Here is a 21876-nt window from a genome sequence, read left to right on the forward strand (position 1 = left end):
CGCCAGGCCTACCGTCGGTAAAAAATAGCGGATTTGCAGGACAGCGCACGGCACAAGCCGCTACACCTTGGGGCATAATGCCGACACTTTTATGACCACTGAGGGAATTCATTTTCATGCCCTCGTCTTTTTCCCCTCGGCTGTAGGGTTTTATTGCACATGATCAAGTCTTTGCGCCCATTGCTGCTGGCCGGTTTACTGTTTCCCCTGGCCTTCTCTGCTTCCGCCGCGCCGATCAACACCGGCCTGTCACCCAACGTCGAAAAGGCCATCAAGGCGAGCAAAATGCCCAACAGCGCCCTGTCGCTGGTGATGATCCCGCTCAACGGCCCTGGCATCCCGACCATTTACAACGCTGACGTCTCGGTCAATCCGGCCTCGACCATGAAGCTGGTCACCACTTACGCGGCCCTGGAAATGCTCGGCCCGAACCATCAGTGGAAAACCGAGTTCTACACCGACGGTACCCTCAGCGGCGGTATCCTCAACGGCAACCTCTACCTCAAGGGTGGTGGCGACCCCAAGCTGAACATGGAAAAACTCTGGTTGCTGATGCGCGACCTGCGCGCCAACGGCGTGACGCAAGTCACCGGCGACCTGGTGCTGGACCGCAACTTCTTCACGCAGCCGCAACTGCCCGAGTTCAACGACGACGGCAATGACGAAAACAAGCCGTTCCTGGTCAAGCCCGACTCGCTGCTGGTCAACCTCAAGGCCCTGCGTTTTGTCGCGCGCAACGACAATGGCCGGGTACTGGTGTCGGTGGAGCCGCCGATCGCCAGCATTCGCATCGAAAACCAGGTCAAGGCGATCAATTCCAAGCAATGCACCGGGGGCGTCCGGTACAACCCGGTCACCCAGGCCGACGGCAGCGTGACCGTGACCGTCGGCGGCCAACTGGGCGATGGCTGCAGTTCCCAGACTTACCTGTCGCTGCTCGACCACGCGACCTACACCGCCGGTGCGGTGCGGGCGATCTGGAAGGAGTTGGGCGGCAGCATCCAGGGCAAGGATGTGCTGGCGGCAACGCCGAAAAACGCCAAGGTCCTGGCCCGCGCCTTCTCGCCGGACCTGGCGGAAATCATCCGCGACATCAACAAATACAGTAACAACACCATGGCCCAGCAGCTGTTCCTGAGCCTGGGCCAGAAATTCCGCACTGACGCCGACGGTGACGACGCCAAGGCGGCTCAACGTGTCGTGCGTCAGTGGCTGGCGAAGAAAGGCATCACCGCGCCGCACCTGGTGATGGAGAACGGTTCCGGCCTGTCCCGTGCAGAGCGTGTGAGCGCGCGGGAAATGGCGGCAATGTTGCAAGCCGCATGGCGCAGCCCGTATTCCGCCGAGTTCATCAGCTCGATGCCGATTGCCGGCACCGACGGCACGATGCGCAAACGCTTGAAGACCACCGCGATGCGCGGTGAGGCCCACGTCAAGACCGGCACACTGAACACGGTACGGGCGATCTCCGGCTACAGCCGCGACATCAACGGCAATACCTGGGCGGTGGTGGCGATCCTCAACGACAAGGCACCGTTTGGCGCTTCCTCGGTGCTGGACCAGGTACTGCTGGACCTGTATCGCCAGCCAAAACAGCCGGAAACGGCTTCGGTGCTCTAACAGACACCACAGATCCCCTGTAGGAGCGAGGCTTGCCCGCGAAGCAGACGGCGCGGTTTATCAGTTGAACCGCATTATCGTTCTTCGCGGGCAAGCCTCGCTCCTACAGGGGGCTATGCGTACAGCTTTAGTCCATCTCGCTCTCAACCCGGTCCCGGCCCGCCTGTTTCGCCGCATAAACCCCGGAATCCGCCCGCAGCAGCAACCCGTCCGCCCCCTCCCCGACCCGCCAGCTGGCAATCCCGAAACTCGCGGTGACGATCCCCACCTCGTCGATCGGCGAATTGCGCAACCCTTGCCACAACTCCAGCGCCAATACATGGGCCTGTTTGCCGTCGATATCCGGGCAGAGCACCATGAACTCCTCGCCACCCAGGCGACAGAACACGTCAGAACGCCGCAGCCGATGGCCGATGCGCTCGCAGACCGCCTGCAACACCCGATCGCCCACCGCGTGACCATGGTGGTCATTGATGCGCTTGAAATGGTCGATATCGAGCATGATCACCGACAATTCGCCGCCACCGCGCTCGACCCGAGCCATTTCGGTGGTCAAGCGTTCCTGGAAATAGCGGCGATTGTGGATTCCGGTCAGGGAGTCCGTGACCGACAGTGCCCGCAACTCTTCCTCGACCCGTTTCAGGTCGGTAATGTCCGAGATGTAGCCATGCCAGAGCACACCGCCGCCGGGCAGTTCTTCCGGGGTCGCCTCGCCACGCACCCAGCGCAGGCCGCGCATGGGCAATTGCACGCGGTACTCTTCACGCCACGGGCTGAGGTTGTCTGCCGACGCCCGGATCGAGGCGCGGATCCGGGTCGTGTCCTGGGGATGAATCCGGGTGAACATCGCTTCGGCATTGAGCAACAACACCTCGGGTTCCAGCTCATAGATCTCACGGATACCGTCGCTGGCGTAAATCACACTGAAGCGCCCGTCGAACTCCATCTTGATCTGGTAGATACCGCCGGGCACGTGGGCGCTGAGTTTCTTCAGTAACAAATCCCGAGCCGCCAAGGCTTCGTGGACCCGTTTGCGCTCGGTGATGTCGATGCAGATTGCCAGGTGACCGACCCACAGGCCTTGCTCATCGAGCACGGGCGTGGCCAGCATGTTAACCGTCAGATGGCTGCCATCGCTGCGCAGCAGCGTCCACTCCCGCGCTTCGTGACCGCCCTCTTCACCGCCCTCGACCAGCATCGCCTGGCAGGTCGGGATCGGCTTGCCATAACGCGCGCTCAACTCCGCCGAGCGCGCAATGAGCTCCCGAGGCAGGTGCAGGTTTTCCAGGGTCATATGGCCCACCGCTTGCGCGCTGGTGTAGCCAAGCATTTGTTCCGCACCGGCATTGAACGTGCTGATGACGCCGCGCAGGTCGGTGGCGATGATCGCTACCTGCGTCGCGGCGTCCAGCACACCGCGCAACTGGCCATGGGTGCCGCGCAGTTCCTGGTCGCGGGCACGCAGTTCCTGTGTGCGCTGTTCGACCGTTTTCAACGCCCGCTGACGCTGGCTGACCAGCACGTAAAGCAAGGCACTGAGCAACACACTGAGCAAACTGCCCAGCACCACCAGGCTGGTCACCGAAGAATGGTTGGCCTTCATAAAGGCCTCGCTGGGCAGTATGTCGATTTGATAGTCGTGGTCGGCCATTCGCAGTAACCGGGACGCCGATAATTCGCTGGTAGCAGGCGTATTGAGGGATTCGAACAGCACTTCGTGCTGATCGCCATTGGACAAGTCGAGGATACGCACCGAGAGATAATCACGGTCCGCTTCGGGCAACCCGTCCGCCAGCAACTGGCGCATGCTGATGACCGCCATCACATAGCCGTAGGGTTTTGCCGCAGCCGCGCCCGGACTGCTGCGCGATATCACCGGCGCCACCAACAGCACTCCGCGCGCATAGGACGGTTCGGTACTGATCAGATGCAGCGGCTGCGACACCGCCATGTCACCCGACGCGTCCGCACGCTCAAGCGTGGCACGGCGCAACGGTTGGGCCAGCAAGTCAAAGCCCAGTGGCGAACCGATTGTGGTGTGGGTCTGACTGAAGAGGACCGGCACGTACTCATCCCGTTCAGCCGCCAGTTGCAGCTGACCGTTGGGCATCAGGTCACGGATGGTGAAATCAGGCAGTCCTTCCTCGCGCACCTGACGTTCGAATTCCGGCCGTTCGGCGTGGCTCACCCGCCGAGCGAACGAGTACGCCTGGGTTCGATGAAGTAGAGGTTGGGTGTAACCGTCGAATTCCTGACGCGACACCGAGTTGGAATTGGCAAAGAACCGGCGCACGCCATCGAGGCGTTGCTCCTGATCTTCGAAACGCTCCTCGATACGGCTGTAACGTTCACTGGCCAGCAATTGGAAACGTTGCCGCAATTGCTGGTGAAACAGATTCAGCGTCGACCAGGCCAGCAACCCCGTGAGAATCCCGCCGACGAGCAACACCAGTAGCGCGACCAGCCAGGCCGAGACGTCTTCACTGATAAACCCGAGGATCTTTGGGCGCACGGCGTTCAACGACATAGCTGCAACTCAAAACGCCAGGTGCGGGAAAGCCCATTGGCTACCTTGAGTTATAGCTATTAGCCACTAATTTCACCAGTATTGCAGGAAACCAAGAGCCTTTAAAAATCAAGGCTCTGTGGATCCAATTATTTTAACCGTCAACGAGCCGTTATTTTCCAGGCGCGGTGGATCTTGCCATTACGGGCGAAATCCGGATCAATGGTCTGGGCGGTGATTTCCTCGACCGCGTAACGCTCGGCAAGGTTCTCCTCCAGGGTGAATTTTCGGAAGTTGTTGGAGAAGTACAACACTCCGCCCGGTGCCAGCCGCGCCATGGCCAGGTCGATCAGTTGCACCTGGTCCCGTTGCACGTCGAAGATGCCTTCCATGCGCTTGGAGTTGGAGAAGGTCGGCGGGTCGATGAAGATCAGGTCGTATTCGTCACGGCAGGCGTCGAGCCAGGCCATCACGTCGCCCTGCTCCAGCCGGTTCTTGTCGGAAAAGCCATTGAGCGACAGGTTGCGACGCGCCCAGTCCAGGTAAGTTTTCGACAAGTCGACGCTGGTAGTGGTGCGCGCACCGCCCTTGGCCGCATGGACACTGGCGGTCGCGGTGTAGCAATACAGGTTGAGGAAGCGCTTGCCGGCCGCCTCTTTCTGGATTCGCATGCGCATCGGCCGGTGGTCGAGGAACAGCCCGGTGTCGAGGTAGTCGGTGAGGTTGACCAGCAGCTTCACACCGCCTTCGTTGACCTCGACGAACTTGCCCTGGGCCGCCTGGCGCTCGTACTGCTTAGTGCCGCTCTGACGCTCGCGACGCTTGACCACCACGCGGTTCTTGTCGATGTTCAACGCCTGCGGAATGGCCGCCAGGGCATCGAACATCCGTGCCGAGGCTTTTTCCGGATCGATGGATTTCGGTGCGGCGTATTCCTGGACGTGGACCCAATCCTGATACAGGTCGATGGCCATGGAGTATTCCGGCATGTCGGCGTCATACACGCGATAGCAGTCGATGCCTTCACGCTTGACCCACTTGCCCAGAGCCTTGAGGTTCTTTTGCAGGCGATTGGCGAACATCTGCCCGCCTTCGCTCAGGCGCGGTTGCTCGATCACCACCGGCGCCGGTTTGATCGGGTTGCCGTTCTTGTTGTACTTCTCGTACTTGCCCGGCACCACATCGTTGCCGGCGACTTCGATTTCGGCTTGAACTTGTTCGCGCTCGATCTGGCGCTGTTCCGGGGTACGGCGTTCACCGGTGACGAACTGGTCTGGCGTGACCTTGATCAGCAACAATTTGCACGGCAGGGCGCCGTTCCAGAATGAATACTGTTTGTGGCTGCGAATACCCATGCGCTTGCCCAGGTCCGGGGCGCCGGTGAAGACTGCGGCCTCCCAGTTCAGGCAAGCCTGACGCAGACGTTCGCCGAGGTTCTGGTACAGGTAGAGCAAGCTCGCCTCGTCACCCAGACGTTCGCCGTACGGCGGGTTGCAGATGACCAGGCCTTTCTGGTTCTGGTCAGGGCGCGGCTCGAACGTCCCCACTTCGCCCTGGTAGATCTTGATCCACTCGCTCAGCCCTGCGCGCTCGACGTTGTTGCGGCCCGGTTGAATCAGGCGCGGGTCGGCTTCGTAACCGCGAATCCACAGCGGTGGTTTGGCCAGGCCGGCCGCGCAACGCTCAGTGGCTTCTTCGTGAAGTTTTTTCCACAGCGCTGGCACGTGACCGAGCCATGCGGTGAAGCCCCACTGTTCACGGCGCAAGTTCGGCGCCATGTCGGCGGCGATCATCGCTGCTTCCACCAGGAAGGTACCGACACCGCACATCGGGTCAGCCAGGGCGCCGCCGTCGGCAGCAATTCGTGGCCAGCCCGAACGGATCAGGATCGCCGCCGCGAGGTTTTCCTTCAGCGGTGCCGCACCTTGCTGCAGGCGATAGCCGCGCTGGTGCAGGCTGTGGCCGGACAGGTCGAGGGAGAGAATCGCTTCGCCGCGATCCAGGCGCAGGTGAATGCGCAGGTCCGGGTTGAGCTTGTCGATGGATGGACGGTCGCCCTGGGGGGTACGCAGTTTATCGACGATGGCATCCTTGACCTTCAGCGCGCCGAAGTGGGTGTTGTCGATGCCCGAGCCGTGACCGCTGAACTCGACGGCGAGGGTGCCGTCATTGAGCATGTGGTCTTGCCACTCGATATCGAGCACACCGTGGTAGAGGTCTTCGGCATCCTTCATCGGGAACCGCTTGAGCACCAGCAGCACCCGGTTCGCCAGACGCGACCACAGGCACAGGCGATAGGCGGTTTCCATGGTGGCCATGCCACGCACGGCAGAAGTGTGCTCACGCGCTTCTTCAAGGCCAAGCCCGACGGCTTCCTCGATGAGCAGGCCTTCAAGGCCTTTGGGGCAAGTGAGGAAGAGTTCGAAACGATCGGACATGGGAATTCCAGAACCTTTAGCTGAGTGGACCGGCAACGCATTGCCGGCCCGGTTTTCAATCAGGCGCTTTTCTAAAAGAACGCCCGCGTGGCACGAAGGTGTGCCGTCCCACCCGTGCTGCTCCGATCAAAGAGCTTAGATGCACAGGTAGATAAAAAAGTTGAAGCAACAAAATGTCATAAAGCGACCCTTCGTCGAATAATGGCTGCGGTAACGCGAGCTATTCTCAGCAAAGGATTAATCCCATCATCTAGCGCAGGGCTCATCATACCGGGGTTTGGTCCAACAACGGCGGACAAACATCGTGTTACTTATCGCTTTACCATCTTTATCGTTACGTCCTTATGACAAAACGATCATTCCCTCGATGTGACGCATTGGTTAGAACTCAACACAGGTTGACGTCGCAACGGCGTCAACACCTTGGCTCGCGACGCCGGCAGCGAGCCCCAACGGCAGAATTTTTCTGCCAGACCTCGATTGAGGTCAACGCGATACATACAGTCAACAAGTGAGGGCAACACCCTATGAGAAGACTTAAGCGTGATCCGTTGGAAAGAGCATTTTTGCGCGGATATCAATATGGCGTTGGTGGCAAATCCCGTGAGCTTTGCCCATTTACTCTACCGTCGGTACGCCAAGCCTGGATTAACGGCTGGCGAGAAGGACGCGGCGACAACTGGGACGGTATGACCGGCACTGCGGGAATCCACAGACTCAACGAACTTCACGCCGTCGGCTAGACACAGGGCACAACACTCCGACACGACAATCTGATTACGTAACGACTTACCACGCACGCCCCATCCGGGCGGCGGGCTTCGGCCCAGGGGCTCCCTCGAGGAGCCCTTTTTTATGCCATCGACTGTCGGACACCATCCCCTGTAGGAGCCAGGCTTGCCGGCGAAGAACGCTAACGCGGTACAACAGATACACCGCGGCGCCTGGTTCGCCTGTAGGAGCCAGGCTTGCCGGCGAAGAACGATAACGCGGTACAACAGATACACCGCGGCGCCTGGTTCGCCTGTAGGAGCCAGGCTTGCCGGCGAAGAACGATAACGCGGTGCGACAGATACACTGCGGCGCCTGGTTCGCGGGCGAGCCTCGCTCCTACAAGGGATCAGCGCAGGGCTGCTATGGCGTCCACGGACTCGCGAATCAACGCCGGGCCCTTATAGATGAAGCCGGAATACAGCTGCACCAGGCTCGCTCCTGCCGCGATTTTCTCCGCCGCATGTTTGCCTTCGGTGATGCCGCCCACGGCAATGATCGGCAAACGACCGGCCAGTTCCGCCGCCAGCACTTTCACCGTGTGGGTGCTCTTCTCGCGAACCGGTGCGCCGGACAGGCCGCCCGCCTCGTCACCGTATTCCATGCCTTCGACGCCGACACGGCTCAGGGTGGTGTTGGTGGCGATGACCGCGTCCATCCCCGTTTCGATCAACGCTTGCGCGACCTGGACGGTTTCTTCGTCGGTCATGTCCGGTGCAATCTTGATGGCCAACGGGACGTGCTTGCCGTGACGCAACGCCAGTTCCGCCCGACGCGTGGCCAGGTCGGCCAGCAGCTGCTTGAGCGAGTCACCGAACTGCAGGCTGCGCAAGCCCGGGGTGTTCGGCGAGCTGACGTTGACTGTCACATAGCTGGCGTGGGCGTAGACCTTGTCCAGGCAGATCAGGTAGTCATCGACGGCACGCTCGACCGGGGTATCGAAGTTCTTGCCGATATTGATCCCCAGCACACCCTTGTACTTGGCCGCTGCCACACGGGCCAACAGGTGATCGACGCCGAGGTTGTTGAAACCCATGCGATTGATGATCGCCTCGGCTTCGGGCAGACGGAAGATCCGAGGCTTCGGGTTGCCCGGTTGCGGACGCGGGGTGATGGTGCCGATTTCGACAAAGCCGAAACCCAGTTGGGCAAAACCGTCGATGGCCGCGCCATTCTTGTCCAGACCGGCTGCCAGCCCCACCGGATTCGGGAATTCCAGGCCCATGACGGTCACCGGCATTTTCGCCGGCGCCTTGCACAGCAAGCCGTTGAGGCCCAAACGCCCGCCCGCGCCGATCAGGTCCAGGGACAGATCGTGGGAGGTTTCCGGGGAAAGTTGGAACAACAGCTGACGGGCCAGGTTGTACATGGGCGGCTTTGACTCGATTGGCGGCGAAATGAGGCGGCGATTATAGCCGGGCATCGGGGGTGCAGGCGAGGCACGCCGCAAAAACAGCCGGCGATGGCATATGCCTTGCACCGTCACTGGCAATCAGCACCCATGCCAACGGCGGGATGGGTCGAAAGACAAAGGCGTCGTCACCTGGCCTTGCTCGGGCAAGCAGCCGGTACGGCGCTTTTTTTATGGAAGGTGTTTGCCCATGATTGAAATTCCAGCCTCCCCACTGGCCTGGGTCCACGGCAGCGATGCCCCGGAAAAGACCGAAATCAACCTCGGTTTCATGGCCCTGAGCGACTGCGCTTCGCTGGTGGTCGCGGCCACCCAGGGTTTCGCCCAGCCCTATGGCCTGACCCTGAACCTCAAGCGTCAGTCGTCGTGGGCCAATCTGCGAGACAAACTGGTCAGTGGTGAACTCGACGCCGCTCACAGCTTGTACGGCTTGATTTATGCGGTTCATTTAGGGATAGGCGGCGTGGCCGCGAACGACATGGCCGTGTTGATGGGCCTGAACCAGAACGGCCAGAGCATCAACCTGTCCCATGGCTTGCAGGCCCTTGGCGTGACCAGTCCTGAAGCACTGGAGCGGCACGTGCACCAAAGTCGCCCAAAACTGACCTTCGCCCAGACGTTTCCCACCGGCACCCACGCCATGTGGCTGTATTACTGGCTGGCCAGCCAGGGCATCCATCCGTTGCACGACGTCGACAGCGTCGTGGTGCCGCCGCCGCAAATGGTCGCGCACCTGCAAGCGGGCCGTATCGACGGTTTCTGCGTCGGCGAACCCTGGTCCGCCAGTGCGGTGAAGCAGAATCTCGGTTTTACCCTGGCGACGACCCAGACCATCTGGCCCGATCACCCGGAAAAAGTCCTCGGCTGCACCCGCACCTTTGTCGAGCAATACCCCAACACCGCCAGGGCGCTGGTGATGGCGATCCTGGAGGCCAGCCGCTTCATCGAAGCCAGCACCGAGAATCGCCGCAGCACCGCTCAATTGCTCAGCGCAGCGCAATACCTGGACGCTCCGCTCGACTGCATCGAACCGCGCTTGCTCGGCGACTATGCCGATGGCCTGGGCCATCGCTGGCAGGACCCGCACGCTCTGCGCTTGCACGGCGCTGGCGAGGTCAACGTGCCTTACTTGTCCGATGGCATGTGGTTCATGACCCAGTTTCGCCGCTGGGGTTTGTTGCGTGACGATCCGGACTACCTCGCCGTGGCGCGTCAGGTGCAGCAACTAGACTTGTATTCAGAGGCCGCCTCCGCAGTCGGGGTCGCCGCCGGGAGTCAGTCGATGCGCAGCAGCCAGTTGATCGACGGCAAGGTCTGGGACGGCTCGGACCCTGCCGGCTATGCCCGCAGTTTCAAGCTGCATGCCATGAGCGACAGCTCACCGCTTTTCGCCAGCCGCTGACAGGAGACTGCATAGATGTTGCGAATCCTGCTGATCAACGACACCGCGAAGAAAGTCGGTCGCCTGAAAGCGGCCCTGACCGAAGCCGGGTTCGAAGTAATAGATGAGTCGGGCCTGACCATCGACTTGCCCGCGCGCGTCGAAACGGTGCGTCCGGACGTGATCCTGATCGATACCGAGTCACCGAGCCGCGATGTCATGGAGCAAGTGGTGCTGGTGAGCCGCGATCAACCGCGGCCGATCGTGATGTTTACCGACGAGCATGACCCTGACGTGATGCGCCGGGCGATCAAGTCCGGGGTCAGTGCCTACATCGTCGAAGGCATTCACGCACAACGCTTGCAGCCGATTCTCGACGTGGCCATGGCGCGCTTCGAAAGCGACCAGGCCCTGCGTGCGCAACTCCACGCCCGGGACCAGCAACTGGCCGAGCGCAAGCGCATCGAACTGGCAAAGGGGCTGCTGATGAAGATGAAGGATTGCAACGAGGAACAGGCCTACACCCTGATGCGCCGCCAGGCCATGAGCCGCCAGCAGAAGCTGATTCAGGTGGCGGAGCAGATCATTGCCATGAGTGAGTTGCTGGGCTGAAGGCTTATGGCGCCTGTCAGGGCGCCTTCGCGGGCAAGCCTCGCTCCTACAGGATGGCGTCGAATTCAATACAGTGAACGACACAAATCCCGTAGGAGCGAGGCTTGCCCGCGAACAGCAGCAACCCGGCCTCAGCGTGTTGGCACAGATCTCGCTAGGTAATCACCACAGGTAACCAACGGCGGTTGCCCCACCTACGACAAAGACGTCGCTCATCCCATTCGCCCCTGGCGAGTCGGGTGGCGGCGTTTTTTTGTTTTGGCCCCACAGCCCGGGGCCGGTGGAGCGGCCGATGCGGCGCCCCACTTGCAAGCTCATGACTCCTTCTCGAGACGACTAACAGCTGAGGTGCGCGATGAATTCAAGCTTCTGGAAATCCGGCCATACCCCGACACTGTTCGCGGCCTTCCTCTACTTCGACCTGAGCTTCATGGTCTGGTACCTGCTAGGCCCGCTCGCCGTGCAGATTGCCACCGACCTGCAACTGACCACCCAGCAACGCGGGCTGGTCGTCGCCACGCCTATCCTGGCCGGAGCCGTCCTGCGCTTTGTGATGGGCCTGCTGGCTGACCGCCTGTCGCCCAAGACCGCCGGGCTGATCGGCCAGGTGATCGTCATCTGCGCCCTGTTCGTCGCCTGGAAACACGGCATCCACAGTTATGAACAGGCGTTGCTGCTGGGCCTGTTCCTCGGCATGGCCGGCGCGTCCTTCGCCGTTGCACTGCCGCTGGCCTCGCAGTGGTACCCGCCGCAGCATCAAGGCAAAGCCATGGGCATCGCCGGCGCCGGTAACTCCGGCACTGTGCTCGCAGCCCTGATCGCCCCGGTCCTCGCTGCTTCGTTTGGCTGGAGCAACGTGTTCGGCTTCGCCCTGATTCCGTTGATCCTGACTATCATCACCTTTGCCTGGCTGGCCAAGAACGCCCCTGAACGGCCGAAAGCCAAATCCGTTTCCGACTACTTCAAGGCCTTGGGCGACCGCGACAGCTGGTGGTTCATGTTCTTCTACAGCGTAACCTTCGGTGGTTTCATCGGCCTGGCCAGCGCCCTGCCCGGCTACTTCAACGACCAATACGGCCTGAGCCCGGTGACCGCCGGTTATTACACCGCGGCCTGTGTGTTCGGTGGCAGCCTGATGCGTCCGTTGGGCGGCGCCCTGGCCGACCGTTTCGGCGGGATTCGTACACTGCTGGTGATGTACACCGTGGCCGCGACCTGCATTGCGGCCGTGGGTTTCAATCTGCCGAGTTCCTATGCCGCCCTGGCACTGTTCGTGTGCACCATGCTCGGTCTGGGTGCGGGCAATGGCGCAGTATTCCAGTTGGTTCCACAGCGCTTCCGTCGGGAGATCGGCGTAATGACCGGTTTGATCGGCATGGCCGGTGGTATCGGTGGTTTCGCGCTGGCGGCCGGCATGGGCGCGATCAAGCAAAGCACCGGCAGTTATCAGATGGCGCTGTGGTTGTTCGCCAGCCTCGGGGTCCTCGCCTGGTTCGGCCTGCACGGGGTGAAACGTCGCTGGAGAACCACCTGGGGTTCGGCTGCCGTCACCGCTGCACGGGTATGAGGGCTGAATGAGCCTGCAATTGAGTTTCGCCGAAGCAAGCGCCATCGGCCCTCGCGAGGAGAACCAGGACGCCCTGCGCCTGGTCACTCCAACGCCGGCGCTGGCGGCGAGCAAGGGTTATCTGTTCGCCATCGCCGACGGCGTGAGCCAGTGCGCCGATGGCGGCCTGGCCGCCCGCTCGACCTTGCAGGCCCTGGCACTGGACTACTACGCCACCCCGGAAACCTGGGGTGTCGCCCAGGCGCTGGATCGCCTGCTGCTGGCACAGAATCGCTGGCTGCAAGCCAACGGTGGGGGGCAACCCTTGCTCACTACCGTCAGCGCCCTGGTCATGCGTGGCAGGCGCTTCACCCTGGCCCATGTCGGCGATTGCCGGGTCTATCGCTGGCACGCCGACACCTTGCAACGGGTGAGCGAGGATCATGTCTGGGACCAACCGGGCATGCAGCATGTACTCAAACGGGCGCTGGGACTGGATCAGCACCTGGTGCTGGATTTTCTCGATGGCGAATTGCGCGTCAACGAAAGCTTCGTGTTGCTCAGCGATGGTGTCTGGGCCGTGCTGGGTGATACCGCTATTGCGGCGATCCTGCGCGATCAGCCTGATCTGGCCAGCGCCGCGCAGACCCTGGTCAGCGCCGCGCATCTGGCCGGCAGTCAGGACAATGCCAGTGCCTTGCTGGTGCGGGTCGATGCCCTGGGTGAAACCAGTATCGGCGATGCTTTGATTCATTTGCAGCAATGGCCGCTGCCGCCTGCACTCAAACCGGGCCAGTCTTTCGAAGGCTGGGAGGTCGAAGGGATACTCGGGCAGAGCCAGCAATCGCTGCTCTATCGGGTTCGCGACGGGCAACAACAGCCCTGGCTCTTGAAAACCTTGCCCGGCGCGTTGCGCGACGACCACCTGGCCGGACAAGCGTTGCTGTCGGAGGAATGGTTTCTCAAGCGCGTCGCCGGCCGGCACTTCCCTGAAGTCCACACCGCCAGCCAGCGTCAGCATTTGTACTACGTGATGCGTGAGTATTCGGGGTCCACCCTGGCGCAACTGCAGGAGAAAGCCGGACCGCTGCCCTTGGCCCAATGGCTGGATCTGGCCGAACGCCTGCTGCGGGCGGTGGGGATGCTGCACCGACGGCAGATTCTCCATCGCGATATCAAGCCGGAGAACCTGCTGCTGGGGGACGACGGGGAGTTGCGCCTGCTGGACTTCGGCCTCGCCTACTGCCCCGGCCTGTCCGAGGATCAGCCCTCTACCCTGCCCGGAACGCCCAGCTACATCGCGCCCGAAGCCTTTGGCGGGGGCACGCCGACGCCGCAACAGGATTTGTATGCCGTCGGCGTGACCTTGTATTTCCTGCTCACCGGGCATTATCCCTATGGCGAAATCGAAGCGTTCCAGCGACCGCGATTTGGCGTGGCGGTCAGTGCCAGCCGCTACCGGCCCGACCTGCCGGAATGGATCGCACAAAGCCTGGACCGCGCCGTTGCGGCGGATCCGGATCAGCGCTTTGAGACGGCGGAAGAATGGTTGCTGCTATTGGAACAGGGCGAGCGGCGCAGCTTGAGCGTGCGACCCAGACCCTTGCTGGAGCGCGAACCGCTGAAGGTCTGGCGGACATTGGCGTTGGTGTCATTGCTGGTGAATCTGGTGCTGCTGGTATTGGTGTTTCGTGGCTAGAAATCGCAGCCTCGTTCCCTGTAGGAGCGAGCTTGCTCGCGAAAAACCCGAAGGCGCCGCTGGGCATCTGGTTTCACGCATTATCGTTCACGACCATCGCGAGCGAGCTCGCTCCTACAGGGGAACGAGGCTGCAATTCGTTGGGCTTCTGCCTTAAAACCGGGCGCCTCGCCTTAATTCGGTGCATGAAACTATCGCTGAACCCGCGCAAAACCCCCAAAACCCGTGCTTTTCGGCACTTGGCACAACCACTGCATTACCTCTTCCAACTGACATAAAGCCCAGCCTTCAACGACGAAGGGTGCGCTACCCGAGAGAACGGGACAAGGACAAAGGCGTCCTCGCCAGGCAACTGGCGGGATGCCTTTTTTTGTTTGCGCAAAATTTGTCGAGCAAGGCCACAAAGCCCTGATGAGGCGGGTCTGAGCTCCCCGGAGAACCTGATGAAAAAACTAAAACTGGTGATGATCGGCAACGGCATGGCCGGGGTTCGTACCCTGGAAGAACTGCTCAAGCTGAGCAACGAGCTGTACGACATCACGGTCTTCGGCGCCGAACCCCATACCAACTACAACCGCATCCTGCTGTCGCCGGTCCTGGCCGGCGAACAGACGTTCGAAGAGATCGTGCTCAACGACCTGGACTGGTACCTGGAAAACAACATCAAGCTGCTGCTCAACCGCAAAGTGGTGGAAATCGACCGGCTCAAACGCCGGGTCATTGCCGAAGACGGCAGCGAAGCCGAATACGATCGCCTGCTGATCGCCACCGGTTCGACCCCGTTCATCCTGCCGATTCCCGGCAACACCTTGCAGGGCGTGATCGGCTACCGCGACATTGCCGACACCCAGGCGATGATCGACACCGCCAAGACCCACAAGCACGCCGTGGTCATCGGCGGCGGCCTGCTCGGCCTGGAAGCCGCGAACGGCCTGATGCTGCGCGGCATGCATGTCACCGTGGTGCACATCGGCGAATGGCTGCTGGAGCGGCAACTGGACAAGACCAGCGGCGAACTGCTGCAAACCGCCCTTGAAGGCCGCGGCCTGCACTTTCGCCTGCGCGAACAGACCCAGGCCCTGCACGACGCGGGTAATGGCCGGGTCGGCTCGGTGGAATTCAAGAACGGCGACATCATCCCCGCCGACCTGGTGGTGATGGCCGCCGGTATCCGCCCCAGCACCGAACTGGCGGAAAAAGCCGGCATCCCCTGCAACCGCGGGATTCTGGTCAACGATACGATGCAAACCTACGACCCTCGGGTCTACGCCATCGGCGAATGCGCCAGCCACCGCGGAATAGCCTACGGCCTGGTGGCGCCGCTGTTCGAACAGGCCAAGGTCTGCGCCAACCACCTGGCCCAACTGGGTTTCGCCACGTACAAGGGCTCGGTGACCTCGACGAAATTGAAAGTCACCGGCATCGACCTGTTTTCCGCCGGCGACTTCATGGGCGGCGAAGGCACCGAGACCATCACCCTCTCCGACCCGATCGGCGGGGTCTATAAAAAACTGGTGATCAAGGATGACGTGCTGGTCGGCGCCTGTCTGTACGGCGATACGGCAGATGGTGGTTGGTATTTCCGGCAGATTCGTGAGAACCACGCCATTGGCGAGATCCGCGATCACCTGATGTTCGGCGAAAACGCACTCGGCGACGTAGGACATCAGGGCCAAGACAAAGCTATGAGCATGGCCGACACCGCCGAAGTCTGCGGTTGCAACGGCGTGTGCAAAGGCACCATCGTCAAGGCGATTCAAGAGCACGGGCTGTTCAGCGTCGACGACGTCAAGAAGCACACCAAGGCCGCCAGCTCCTGCGGCTCCTGCGCCGGCCTGGTGGAACAGATCCTGATCAACACCGTGGGCGGCGCCGCCGACGTCAAGCCCAAGAGCGAAAAAGCCATCTGCGGCTGCAGCGACCTCAACCACGGACAAATCCGCCAGGCCATCCGCGAACAGCATCTGCTGACCATTGCCGGCACCCTGAGCTACCTGAACTGGCGCACCCCGAACGGCTGCGCCACCTGCCGCCCGGCACTCAACTACTACCTGATTTCCACCTGGCCGGGCGAGGCCAAGGATGATCCGCAGTCGCGTCTGATCAACGAGCGCGCCCACGCCAACATTCAGAAAGACGGCACTTACTCGGTGGTGCCGCGGATGTGGGGCGGAGTGACCAACCCCTCGGAGCTGCGGCGTATCGCCGACGTGGCCGACAAGTACAACGTGCCGATGGTGAAGGTCACCGGTGGCCAGCGCATCGACTTGCTGGGGATCAAGAAGCAAGACTTGCCTGGGGTCTGGAAGGATCTCGACATGCCTTCCGGCCATGCCTATGGCAAATCCATCCGCACCGTAAAAACCTGCGTCGGCAGCGAGTTCTGCCGCTTTGGCACCCAGAACTCCACGCAACTGGGGATCGAACTGGAGCACGACCTGTTCAACATGTGGTCACCGCACAAGGTGAAGCTGGCGGTCTCCGGTTGCCCACGCAATTGCTCGGAAGCCGGCATCAAGGACGTCGGAATTATCGGCGTGGACTCGGGCTGGGAGATGTACATCGGCGGCAATGGCGGGATCAAGACCGAAGTCGCCGAGTTCTTCGTCAAGCTCAAGACTGCCGAAGAAGTGCGCGAATACAACGGCGCCTTCCTGCAGCTCTACCGCGAAGAAGCGTTTTACCTCGAACGCACCGTGCATTACCTGCAACGGGTCGGCATGGAACACATCAAAAAAGCCGTGCTGGAAGACCCGGAGCGACGCCAGGCACTCAATGCGCGCCTGCAATTCTCCCTGTCGTTCGAACAGGATCCGTGGAAGGAACGCCTGGAACAGCCGCTGCTGAAAAAAGAATTCGAGGTCATCCCCGTGAAGAACCTGGAGGTGCTGGCATGACCTGGCTGGATATCTGCGCACTGGAAGAGATCAATGCCCTGGGCTCGCGGATCATCGCCGGCCCGAAAGGCGACATCGCGATTTTTCGTACCAGCGACGATGAAGTGTTCGCCCTCGACGACCGCTGCCCGCACAAGGGCGGCCCGCTGTCCCAGGGTTTGATCTATGGCAAACGCGTCGCCTGCCCGCTGCACAACTGGCAGATCGACCTGGAAACCGGCGAAGCCCAGGCACCGGACATCGGTTGCGCTCACCACCATGCGGCACGGGTCGAAAATGGCCGGGTGCTGCTGTCCCTGCGGGAAGCAAGCTAATGAACCATCAGATCACCGCCTCCACCTGCTGTTATTGCGGGGTCGGCTGCGGCGTGCTGATCGAGCATGACGGCGAGCGCATCCTCGGCGTCAGCGGCGATCCGGCCCACCCGGCCAACTTTGGCAAACTGTGCAGCAAGGGCTCGACCCTGCACCTGACCGGTGACCCGGCGGCCCGGGCGTTGTACCCCGAACTGCGCCTGGGCAAAGGCCTGGCCCGCAGCCGCACCGATTGGGACACGGCCCTCGATCACGCCGCCAGCGTCTTCGCCGAGACCATCGCCGAACACGGCCCTGACAGCGTGGCGTTCTACATTTCCGGGCAATTGCTGACCGAGGATTACTACAGTTTCAACAAGCTGGCGCGCGCCCTGGTCCGCACCAACAACATCGACAGCAATTCACGGTTGTGCATGTCTTCGGCGGTGGTCGGCTACAAGCGCAGCCTCGGTGCCGACGCCCCCCCTTGCAACTACGAAGACCTGGAGTTGAGCGACTGCGTGATGATCGTCGGCAGCAACATGGCCTACGCGCATCCGATCCTGTTTCGTCGCCTGGAAGAAGCCAAATCCCGTCGGCCGCAGATGAAAGTCATCGTCATCGACCCGCGTCGCACCGACACCTGCGACTTGGCTGACCTGCACCTGGCAATACTTCCTGGTACCGACGTCGCGTTGTTCCATGGGATTTTGCACTTGCTGCTGTGGGAAGACTGGGTCGACCGCGATTTCATCAAGGCGCACACCCAAGGCCTGCCCGAGCTGAAGAGCCTGGTGCGCGACTACACGCCGCAAATGGTCTCGCAACTGTGCGGGATCAGCATCGAACAACTGCACCAATGTGCCGAATGGGTCGGCACTTCGCCGAGCTTCCTGTCGTTGTGGTGCATGGGGTTGAACCAGTCCACCGCCGGCAGCGCAAAAAACAGCGCACTGATCAACCTCCACCTGGCCACCGGGCAAATCGGTCGCCCCGGTGCCGGACCTTTCTCGCTGACCGGCCAGCCAAATGCCATGGGCGGACGGGAAACCGGCAGCCTGTCGAACCTGCTGCCAGGTCATCGCGAAGCCGGCAATGCCGAGCATCGTGCGCAAGTGGCAGCCTACTGGGGCGTTGATCAACTGCCGGAACAGACCGGGCTCACCGCCATCGAGTTGTTCGAACAGGTTCGCAGCGGCAAGATCAAGGCGCTGTGGATTGCCTGCACCAACCCCGCGCAATCGATGCCGGACCAGAGCGCCGTGCGCGCGGCACTGCAAGCCTGTCCGTTCGTGGTCTTGCAGGAAGCCTTCCGCACCACCGAGACCGCCGCGTTCGCCGATCTGCTGCTGCCGGCCGCCAGCTGGGGTGAAAAAGAAGGCACGGTGACCAATTCCGAGCGGCGTATCTCCCACGTGCGGCAGGCGATCGTCGCACCCGGTGAAACCCGTTCCGACTGGGCGATCACCGTAGATTTCGCACAGCGCCTGGAAAAACATCTGCGTCCGGGGCAAGACAGTCTGTTTGCATTCGACACCCCCTCACAGATTTTCGATGAATACAAGCAACTGACTCGCGGCCGGGACCTGGACCTGTCCGGCATCAGCCATGCGCTGATCGACCGTCTCGGCCCACAGCAATGGCCCTTCCCCGAGGGGGCCAGTGAAGGCACGGCACGGCTGTACCTGGACGGCATTTTCCCGACTGCCAACGGACGTGCGCAGTTTGTCGCCGACCCCTATCGCGCCGCCAAGGAACAACGGGATGCGCGTTTCCCCCTGACCCTGATCACTGGCCGTCTCCGCGACCAATGGCACGGCATGAGCCGCACCGGGACCGCCGCTCAGTTGTTCGGGCACGTCAGCGAAGCCGTGTTGAGCCTGCACCCGGACGAATTGCGCCGCCATCGCCTGCAACCGGGAGACCTGATCAGCCTGAAAAGTCGCCGGGGCGCGGTGATCGTGCCCGTCGACAGCGATGACAGCGTGCGGCCGGGCCAGGCGTTTCTGCCGATGCATTGGGGCGACCGTTTCCTCAAGGGTGGCGTGAATACGCTGACCCAACCGGCGTTCGATCCCTTGTCGAAACAACCGGAACTGAAGCACAGCGGCGTGCGCCTTGAACCTGTGCACCTGCCGTGGCAACTGTTCGCGCTCATCGAGGGCAATGTTCAGCAGCATTTTGAGACGCTGCGACCGCTCTGTGAGGCATTTTCCTACACAAGCCTGAGCATCGCCGGCCGGGAACGCCCGGCGCTGCTTATACGCGCTGCCAGCGCCGTCGCGCCGGATCCTCAATTGTTGCGTGAGATCGATCGATGCCTGGCGCTCAACGACGGTCCGGTATTGGCCTACGACGATCCTCGGCGCTCCATCGGCAAACGGGTACGGATCGAGAATGGCCGGATCACCGCGATTCGCCTGGCGGGCGAAACCCTGGCCCGGCACTGGCTGCAAAACCTGTGGCTGGAAGGTCGCGCCGACGAACAACTGCGACGCTGGTTGCTCGCCCCGCTGAGCGCACCACCAGGCCAGGCCAACGCATCGACCGTTGGCAGCAAAACCCTGTGCAACTGCATGAATGTCAGCCAAGGCGCGGTCTGTGCCGGCATCGGTCGAGGCCTGGACTTGCAGGGACTGAAACAAGAATTGGGCTGCGGCACGCAATGCGGCTCCTGTGTTCCGGAAATCAAGCGTTTACTGGCCGCCACCGCGCAGCCGGTCGCCGTTGTCTCGTGAGGAAAAACACTATGAGCGCAAAAGTCTGGCTGGTGGGTGCGGGTCCTGGCGACCCGGAATTACTGACCCTCAAAGCGGTACGGGCACTGCGAGAAGCGGATGTGGTGCTGATCGACGATCTGGTCAACGTCGCGGTGCTGGAGCATTGCCCCCAGGCGCGGATCATTCCGGTGGGCAAGCGCGGTGGCTGTCGCTCTACGCCCCAGGCGTTCATCCATCGCCTGATGCTGCGTTATGCCCGTCATGGCAAATGCGTGGTGCGGCTCAAGGGTGGCGATCCGTGCATCTTTGGCCGGGGCGGTGAAGAGGCACAGTGGCTACGGGAACGGGGTGTCGAGGCGGAGCTGGTCAATGGCATCACTGCCGGGCTTGCCGGTGCGACGCAGTGCGATATTCCGTTGACCCTGCGCGGCGTTGCGCGTGGCGTGACGCTGGTGACTGCCCACACCCAGGATGGCAGCAGCCTGAACTGGCAAGCGCTGGCCCAAGGCGGCACGACCCTGGTGATCTACATGGGGGTGGCGAAGCTGAGCGAGATCCGTGAGCAACTGCTGGCCGGCGGAATGGCGGCGGATATGCCGGTGGCGATGATTGAAAACGCATCCCTGCCCCATCAGCGGGAATGTCGCAGTGACCTGACGGCCATGGAGGAAGATGCCTGCGCCTTTGAGCTTAAGAGCCCGGCGATCCTGGTGATTGGCACTGTGGCAGGCCCTGATCATTGTAGGAGCGAGCTTGCTCGCGATGAACCTGAGAACATCGCGGGGTGTCATTCTGGTAGCGTTATCGTTGACGACCATCGTCGGAACGCCGCCCGGAGCTAGCTCGCTCTACAAGTAACGCCAGAACTCAAATCGCAGACATAGAAAAGCCCGGCCGAAGCCGGGCTTTTCAGAGCTGCGCGCTAATTACTTAGCGTTAGCTTCAACCTGCGCTTCTACGCGACGGTTTACAGCACGGCCAGCGTCAGTAGCGTTGTCGGCAACTGGGCGGGTTTCGCCGTAGCCAACAGACTGAACGCGGGTCGATTCAACACCGTACTGGTTGGTCAGAACTTGCTTAACGGCGTTTGCACGACGCTCGGACAGTTTCTGGTTGTAAGCGTCAGGACCGACGGAGTCAGTGTGACCTTCAACAGTGGTGCTGGTCGATGGGTACTGCTTCATGAAGTCAGCGAGGTTTTTGATGTCGCCGTAGCTGTTAGGCTTGACTACCGACTTGTCGAAGTCGAACTTCACGTCCAGCTCAACACGAACAACTTCAGCAACTGCCGGGCAGCCATCAGCGTCAACAGTTACGTTGGCTGGGGTATCCGGGCACTTGTCGACGTTGTCGCACACGCCATCGTTGTCGCTGTCGGAGCAGACTTCAGCGGGTGCTGGAACTGGAGCAGCGGCAGGCTTGGAGCCGCCACCGAAGTTCACACCGATACCGACGCTAGGAGCCCACTCGGTGTTGCCCTGGTCGATGTTGTATTGAGCTTCAACGCCAGCACGGGCGTAGAAGTTCTCGGTGAAGTACAGCTTGGCACCGCCGCCAACGTTGGCGAAGGTGGAGTGGTTACGACCGCCCGAACCGTTCTGGTCGATGCTCTGGTGGGAGAAACCGCCGGAGAGGTACGGACGAACCATGTCGCCTGGGTTGTTGAAGTGGTACAGACCGTCCAGAGCTGCGTTCGAGCCCTTAACGTCCTGGCCATCATCAGTTACGGCGTTGTGTACTTCGTCGTAGGCCAGACGCAGTTCAACGTCATCAGTCAGGAAGTAACCGATCGAACCACCCGGCAGGATGCCGTCGTTCTTGAAGTTACGGTCGCTATCGAAATATTGCTTCTTTGCGTAGCCTTCGATTTCCACTGCGCCTTGGCCTTGTGCCAGAGCGCCGAAAGAAGTGGCGGCAATCAAAGAACCAATGGCCAAGCCCAAGGTGTTTTTCAGTTTCATCCGTTAAATCCCCATCTGGTG

The 21876-nt window shown here is 61.4% G+C and carries 14 protein-coding genes; 10 read left to right on the plus strand and 4 right to left on the minus strand.

Annotated features, from left to right (window positions below; translation table 11 throughout):
* Window positions 1–159 precede the first annotated feature (159 nt).
* Complete coding sequence (gene dacB / locus PMA3_RS20375) at window positions 160–1620, plus strand: D-alanyl-D-alanine carboxypeptidase/D-alanyl-D-alanine endopeptidase (RefSeq protein ID WP_064678871.1); 1461 nt, start codon at window positions 160–162, stop codon at window positions 1618–1620.
* 127 nt (window positions 1621–1747) lie between these two features.
* On the opposite strand, the gene PMA3_RS20380 is transcribed toward dacB, so the two are convergent.
* Window positions 1748–4147 carry a sensor domain-containing diguanylate cyclase gene (locus PMA3_RS20380; protein ID WP_064678872.1) on the minus strand — a complete coding sequence of 800 codons (2400 nt, stop codon included), beginning with the start codon at window positions 4145–4147 and terminating at the stop codon, window positions 1748–1750.
* Window positions 4148–4287: 140 nt separating this feature from the next.
* Window positions 4288–6564 (minus strand): bifunctional 23S rRNA (guanine(2069)-N(7))-methyltransferase RlmK/23S rRNA (guanine(2445)-N(2))-methyltransferase RlmL, encoded by a 2277-nt coding sequence (gene rlmKL / locus PMA3_RS20385; protein WP_064678873.1) that lies wholly within the window; start codon window positions 6562–6564, stop codon window positions 4288–4290.
* Window positions 6565–7091: 527 nt separating this feature from the next.
* On the opposite strand from rlmKL, the gene rmf reads away from it, so the two are divergent.
* Window positions 7092–7307 (plus strand): ribosome modulation factor, encoded by a 216-nt coding sequence (rmf, locus tag PMA3_RS31000; protein ID WP_003223300.1) that lies wholly within the window; start codon window positions 7092–7094, stop codon window positions 7305–7307.
* Window positions 7308–7684: 377 nt separating this feature from the next.
* Here rmf and PMA3_RS20390 read toward each other — a convergent pair whose 3' ends face one another.
* Window positions 7685–8704, minus strand: coding sequence for a quinone-dependent dihydroorotate dehydrogenase (locus tag PMA3_RS20390; protein ID WP_064678874.1), 1020 nt, complete (start codon window positions 8702–8704; stop codon window positions 7685–7687).
* A gap of 232 nt (window positions 8705–8936) precedes the next feature.
* Between PMA3_RS20390 and PMA3_RS20395 the strand changes: the two genes are divergently transcribed.
* The 8 genes from PMA3_RS20395 to cobA all read left to right on the plus strand — a co-directional run bounded on the left by PMA3_RS20395 (window position 8937) and on the right by cobA (window position 20736).
* The gene (locus tag PMA3_RS20395; protein WP_064678875.1) at window positions 8937–10148 is read left to right on the plus strand and encodes a CmpA/NrtA family ABC transporter substrate-binding protein; all 1212 of its coding nucleotides are present in this window, start codon (window positions 8937–8939) and stop codon (window positions 10146–10148) included.
* Between the two features lie 15 nt (window positions 10149–10163).
* Complete coding sequence (locus PMA3_RS20400; RefSeq protein WP_064678876.1) at window positions 10164–10739, plus strand: ANTAR domain-containing response regulator; 576 nt, start codon at window positions 10164–10166, stop codon at window positions 10737–10739.
* Window positions 10740–11094: 355 nt separating this feature from the next.
* The gene (locus tag PMA3_RS20405) at window positions 11095–12306 is read left to right on the plus strand and encodes a nitrate/nitrite transporter (RefSeq protein ID WP_064678877.1); all 1212 of its coding nucleotides are present in this window, start codon (window positions 11095–11097) and stop codon (window positions 12304–12306) included.
* A 7-nt stretch (window positions 12307–12313) separates the two neighbouring features.
* Entirely contained in the window at window positions 12314–13984 is a 1671-nt protein-coding gene (locus PMA3_RS20410) for a bifunctional protein-serine/threonine kinase/phosphatase (RefSeq protein ID WP_064678878.1), read from the plus strand.
* A gap of 443 nt (window positions 13985–14427) precedes the next feature.
* Entirely contained in the window at window positions 14428–16881 is a 2454-nt protein-coding gene (nirB, locus tag PMA3_RS20415) for a nitrite reductase large subunit NirB (protein ID WP_064678879.1), read from the plus strand.
* Window positions 16878–17195, plus strand: a complete 318-nt coding sequence (nirD, locus tag PMA3_RS20420; RefSeq protein WP_064678880.1) for a nitrite reductase small subunit NirD — start codon at window positions 16878–16880, stop codon at window positions 17193–17195. The genes nirB and nirD overlap by 4 nt, the downstream gene beginning before the upstream one ends.
* Window positions 17195–19912, plus strand: a complete 2718-nt coding sequence (locus tag PMA3_RS20425; RefSeq protein WP_064678881.1) for a nitrate reductase — start codon at window positions 17195–17197, stop codon at window positions 19910–19912. The genes nirD and PMA3_RS20425 overlap by 1 nt, the downstream gene beginning before the upstream one ends.
* An 11-nt stretch (window positions 19913–19923) precedes the next feature.
* Window positions 19924–20736, plus strand: coding sequence for a uroporphyrinogen-III C-methyltransferase (cobA, locus tag PMA3_RS20430; protein ID WP_064678882.1), 813 nt, complete (start codon window positions 19924–19926; stop codon window positions 20734–20736).
* A gap of 84 nt (window positions 20737–20820) precedes the next feature.
* On the opposite strand, the gene PMA3_RS20435 is transcribed toward cobA, so the two are convergent.
* Entirely contained in the window at window positions 20821–21855 is a 1035-nt protein-coding gene (locus tag PMA3_RS20435; protein ID WP_064678883.1) for an OmpA family protein, read from the minus strand.
* Window positions 21856–21876 lie beyond the last annotated feature (21 nt).

This window comes from Pseudomonas silesiensis, assembly GCF_001661075.1.
Lineage (GTDB): Bacteria > Pseudomonadota > Gammaproteobacteria > Pseudomonadales > Pseudomonadaceae > Aquipseudomonas > Aquipseudomonas silesiensis.

Excerpts from the sequence above, each read along its gene's own strand:
- dacB (WP_064678871.1), top strand. The coding sequence starts at position 160 with ATGATCAAGTCTTTGCGCCCATTGCTGCTGGCCGGTTTACTGTTTCCC.
- PMA3_RS20380 (WP_064678872.1), bottom strand. The coding sequence starts at position 4,147 with ATGTCGTTGAACGCCGTGCGCCCAAAGATCCTCGGGTTTATCAGTGAA.
- rlmKL (WP_064678873.1), bottom strand. The coding sequence starts at position 6,564 with ATGTCCGATCGTTTCGAACTCTTCCTCACTTGCCCCAAAGGCCTTGAA.
- rmf (WP_003223300.1), top strand. The coding sequence starts at position 7,092 with ATGAGAAGACTTAAGCGTGATCCGTTGGAAAGAGCATTTTTGCGCGGA.
- PMA3_RS20390 (WP_064678874.1), bottom strand. The coding sequence starts at position 8,704 with ATGTACAACCTGGCCCGTCAGCTGTTGTTCCAACTTTCCCCGGAAACC.
- PMA3_RS20395 (WP_064678875.1), top strand. The coding sequence starts at position 8,937 with ATGATTGAAATTCCAGCCTCCCCACTGGCCTGGGTCCACGGCAGCGAT.
- PMA3_RS20400 (WP_064678876.1), top strand. The coding sequence starts at position 10,164 with ATGTTGCGAATCCTGCTGATCAACGACACCGCGAAGAAAGTCGGTCGC.
- PMA3_RS20405 (WP_064678877.1), top strand. The coding sequence starts at position 11,095 with ATGAATTCAAGCTTCTGGAAATCCGGCCATACCCCGACACTGTTCGCG.
- PMA3_RS20410 (WP_064678878.1), top strand. The coding sequence starts at position 12,314 with ATGAGCCTGCAATTGAGTTTCGCCGAAGCAAGCGCCATCGGCCCTCGC.
- nirB (WP_064678879.1), top strand. The coding sequence starts at position 14,428 with ATGAAAAAACTAAAACTGGTGATGATCGGCAACGGCATGGCCGGGGTT.
- nirD (WP_064678880.1), top strand. The coding sequence starts at position 16,878 with ATGACCTGGCTGGATATCTGCGCACTGGAAGAGATCAATGCCCTGGGC.
- PMA3_RS20425 (WP_064678881.1), top strand. The coding sequence starts at position 17,195 with ATGAACCATCAGATCACCGCCTCCACCTGCTGTTATTGCGGGGTCGGC.
- cobA (WP_064678882.1), top strand. The coding sequence starts at position 19,924 with ATGAGCGCAAAAGTCTGGCTGGTGGGTGCGGGTCCTGGCGACCCGGAA.
- PMA3_RS20435 (WP_064678883.1), bottom strand. The coding sequence starts at position 21,855 with ATGAAACTGAAAAACACCTTGGGCTTGGCCATTGGTTCTTTGATTGCC.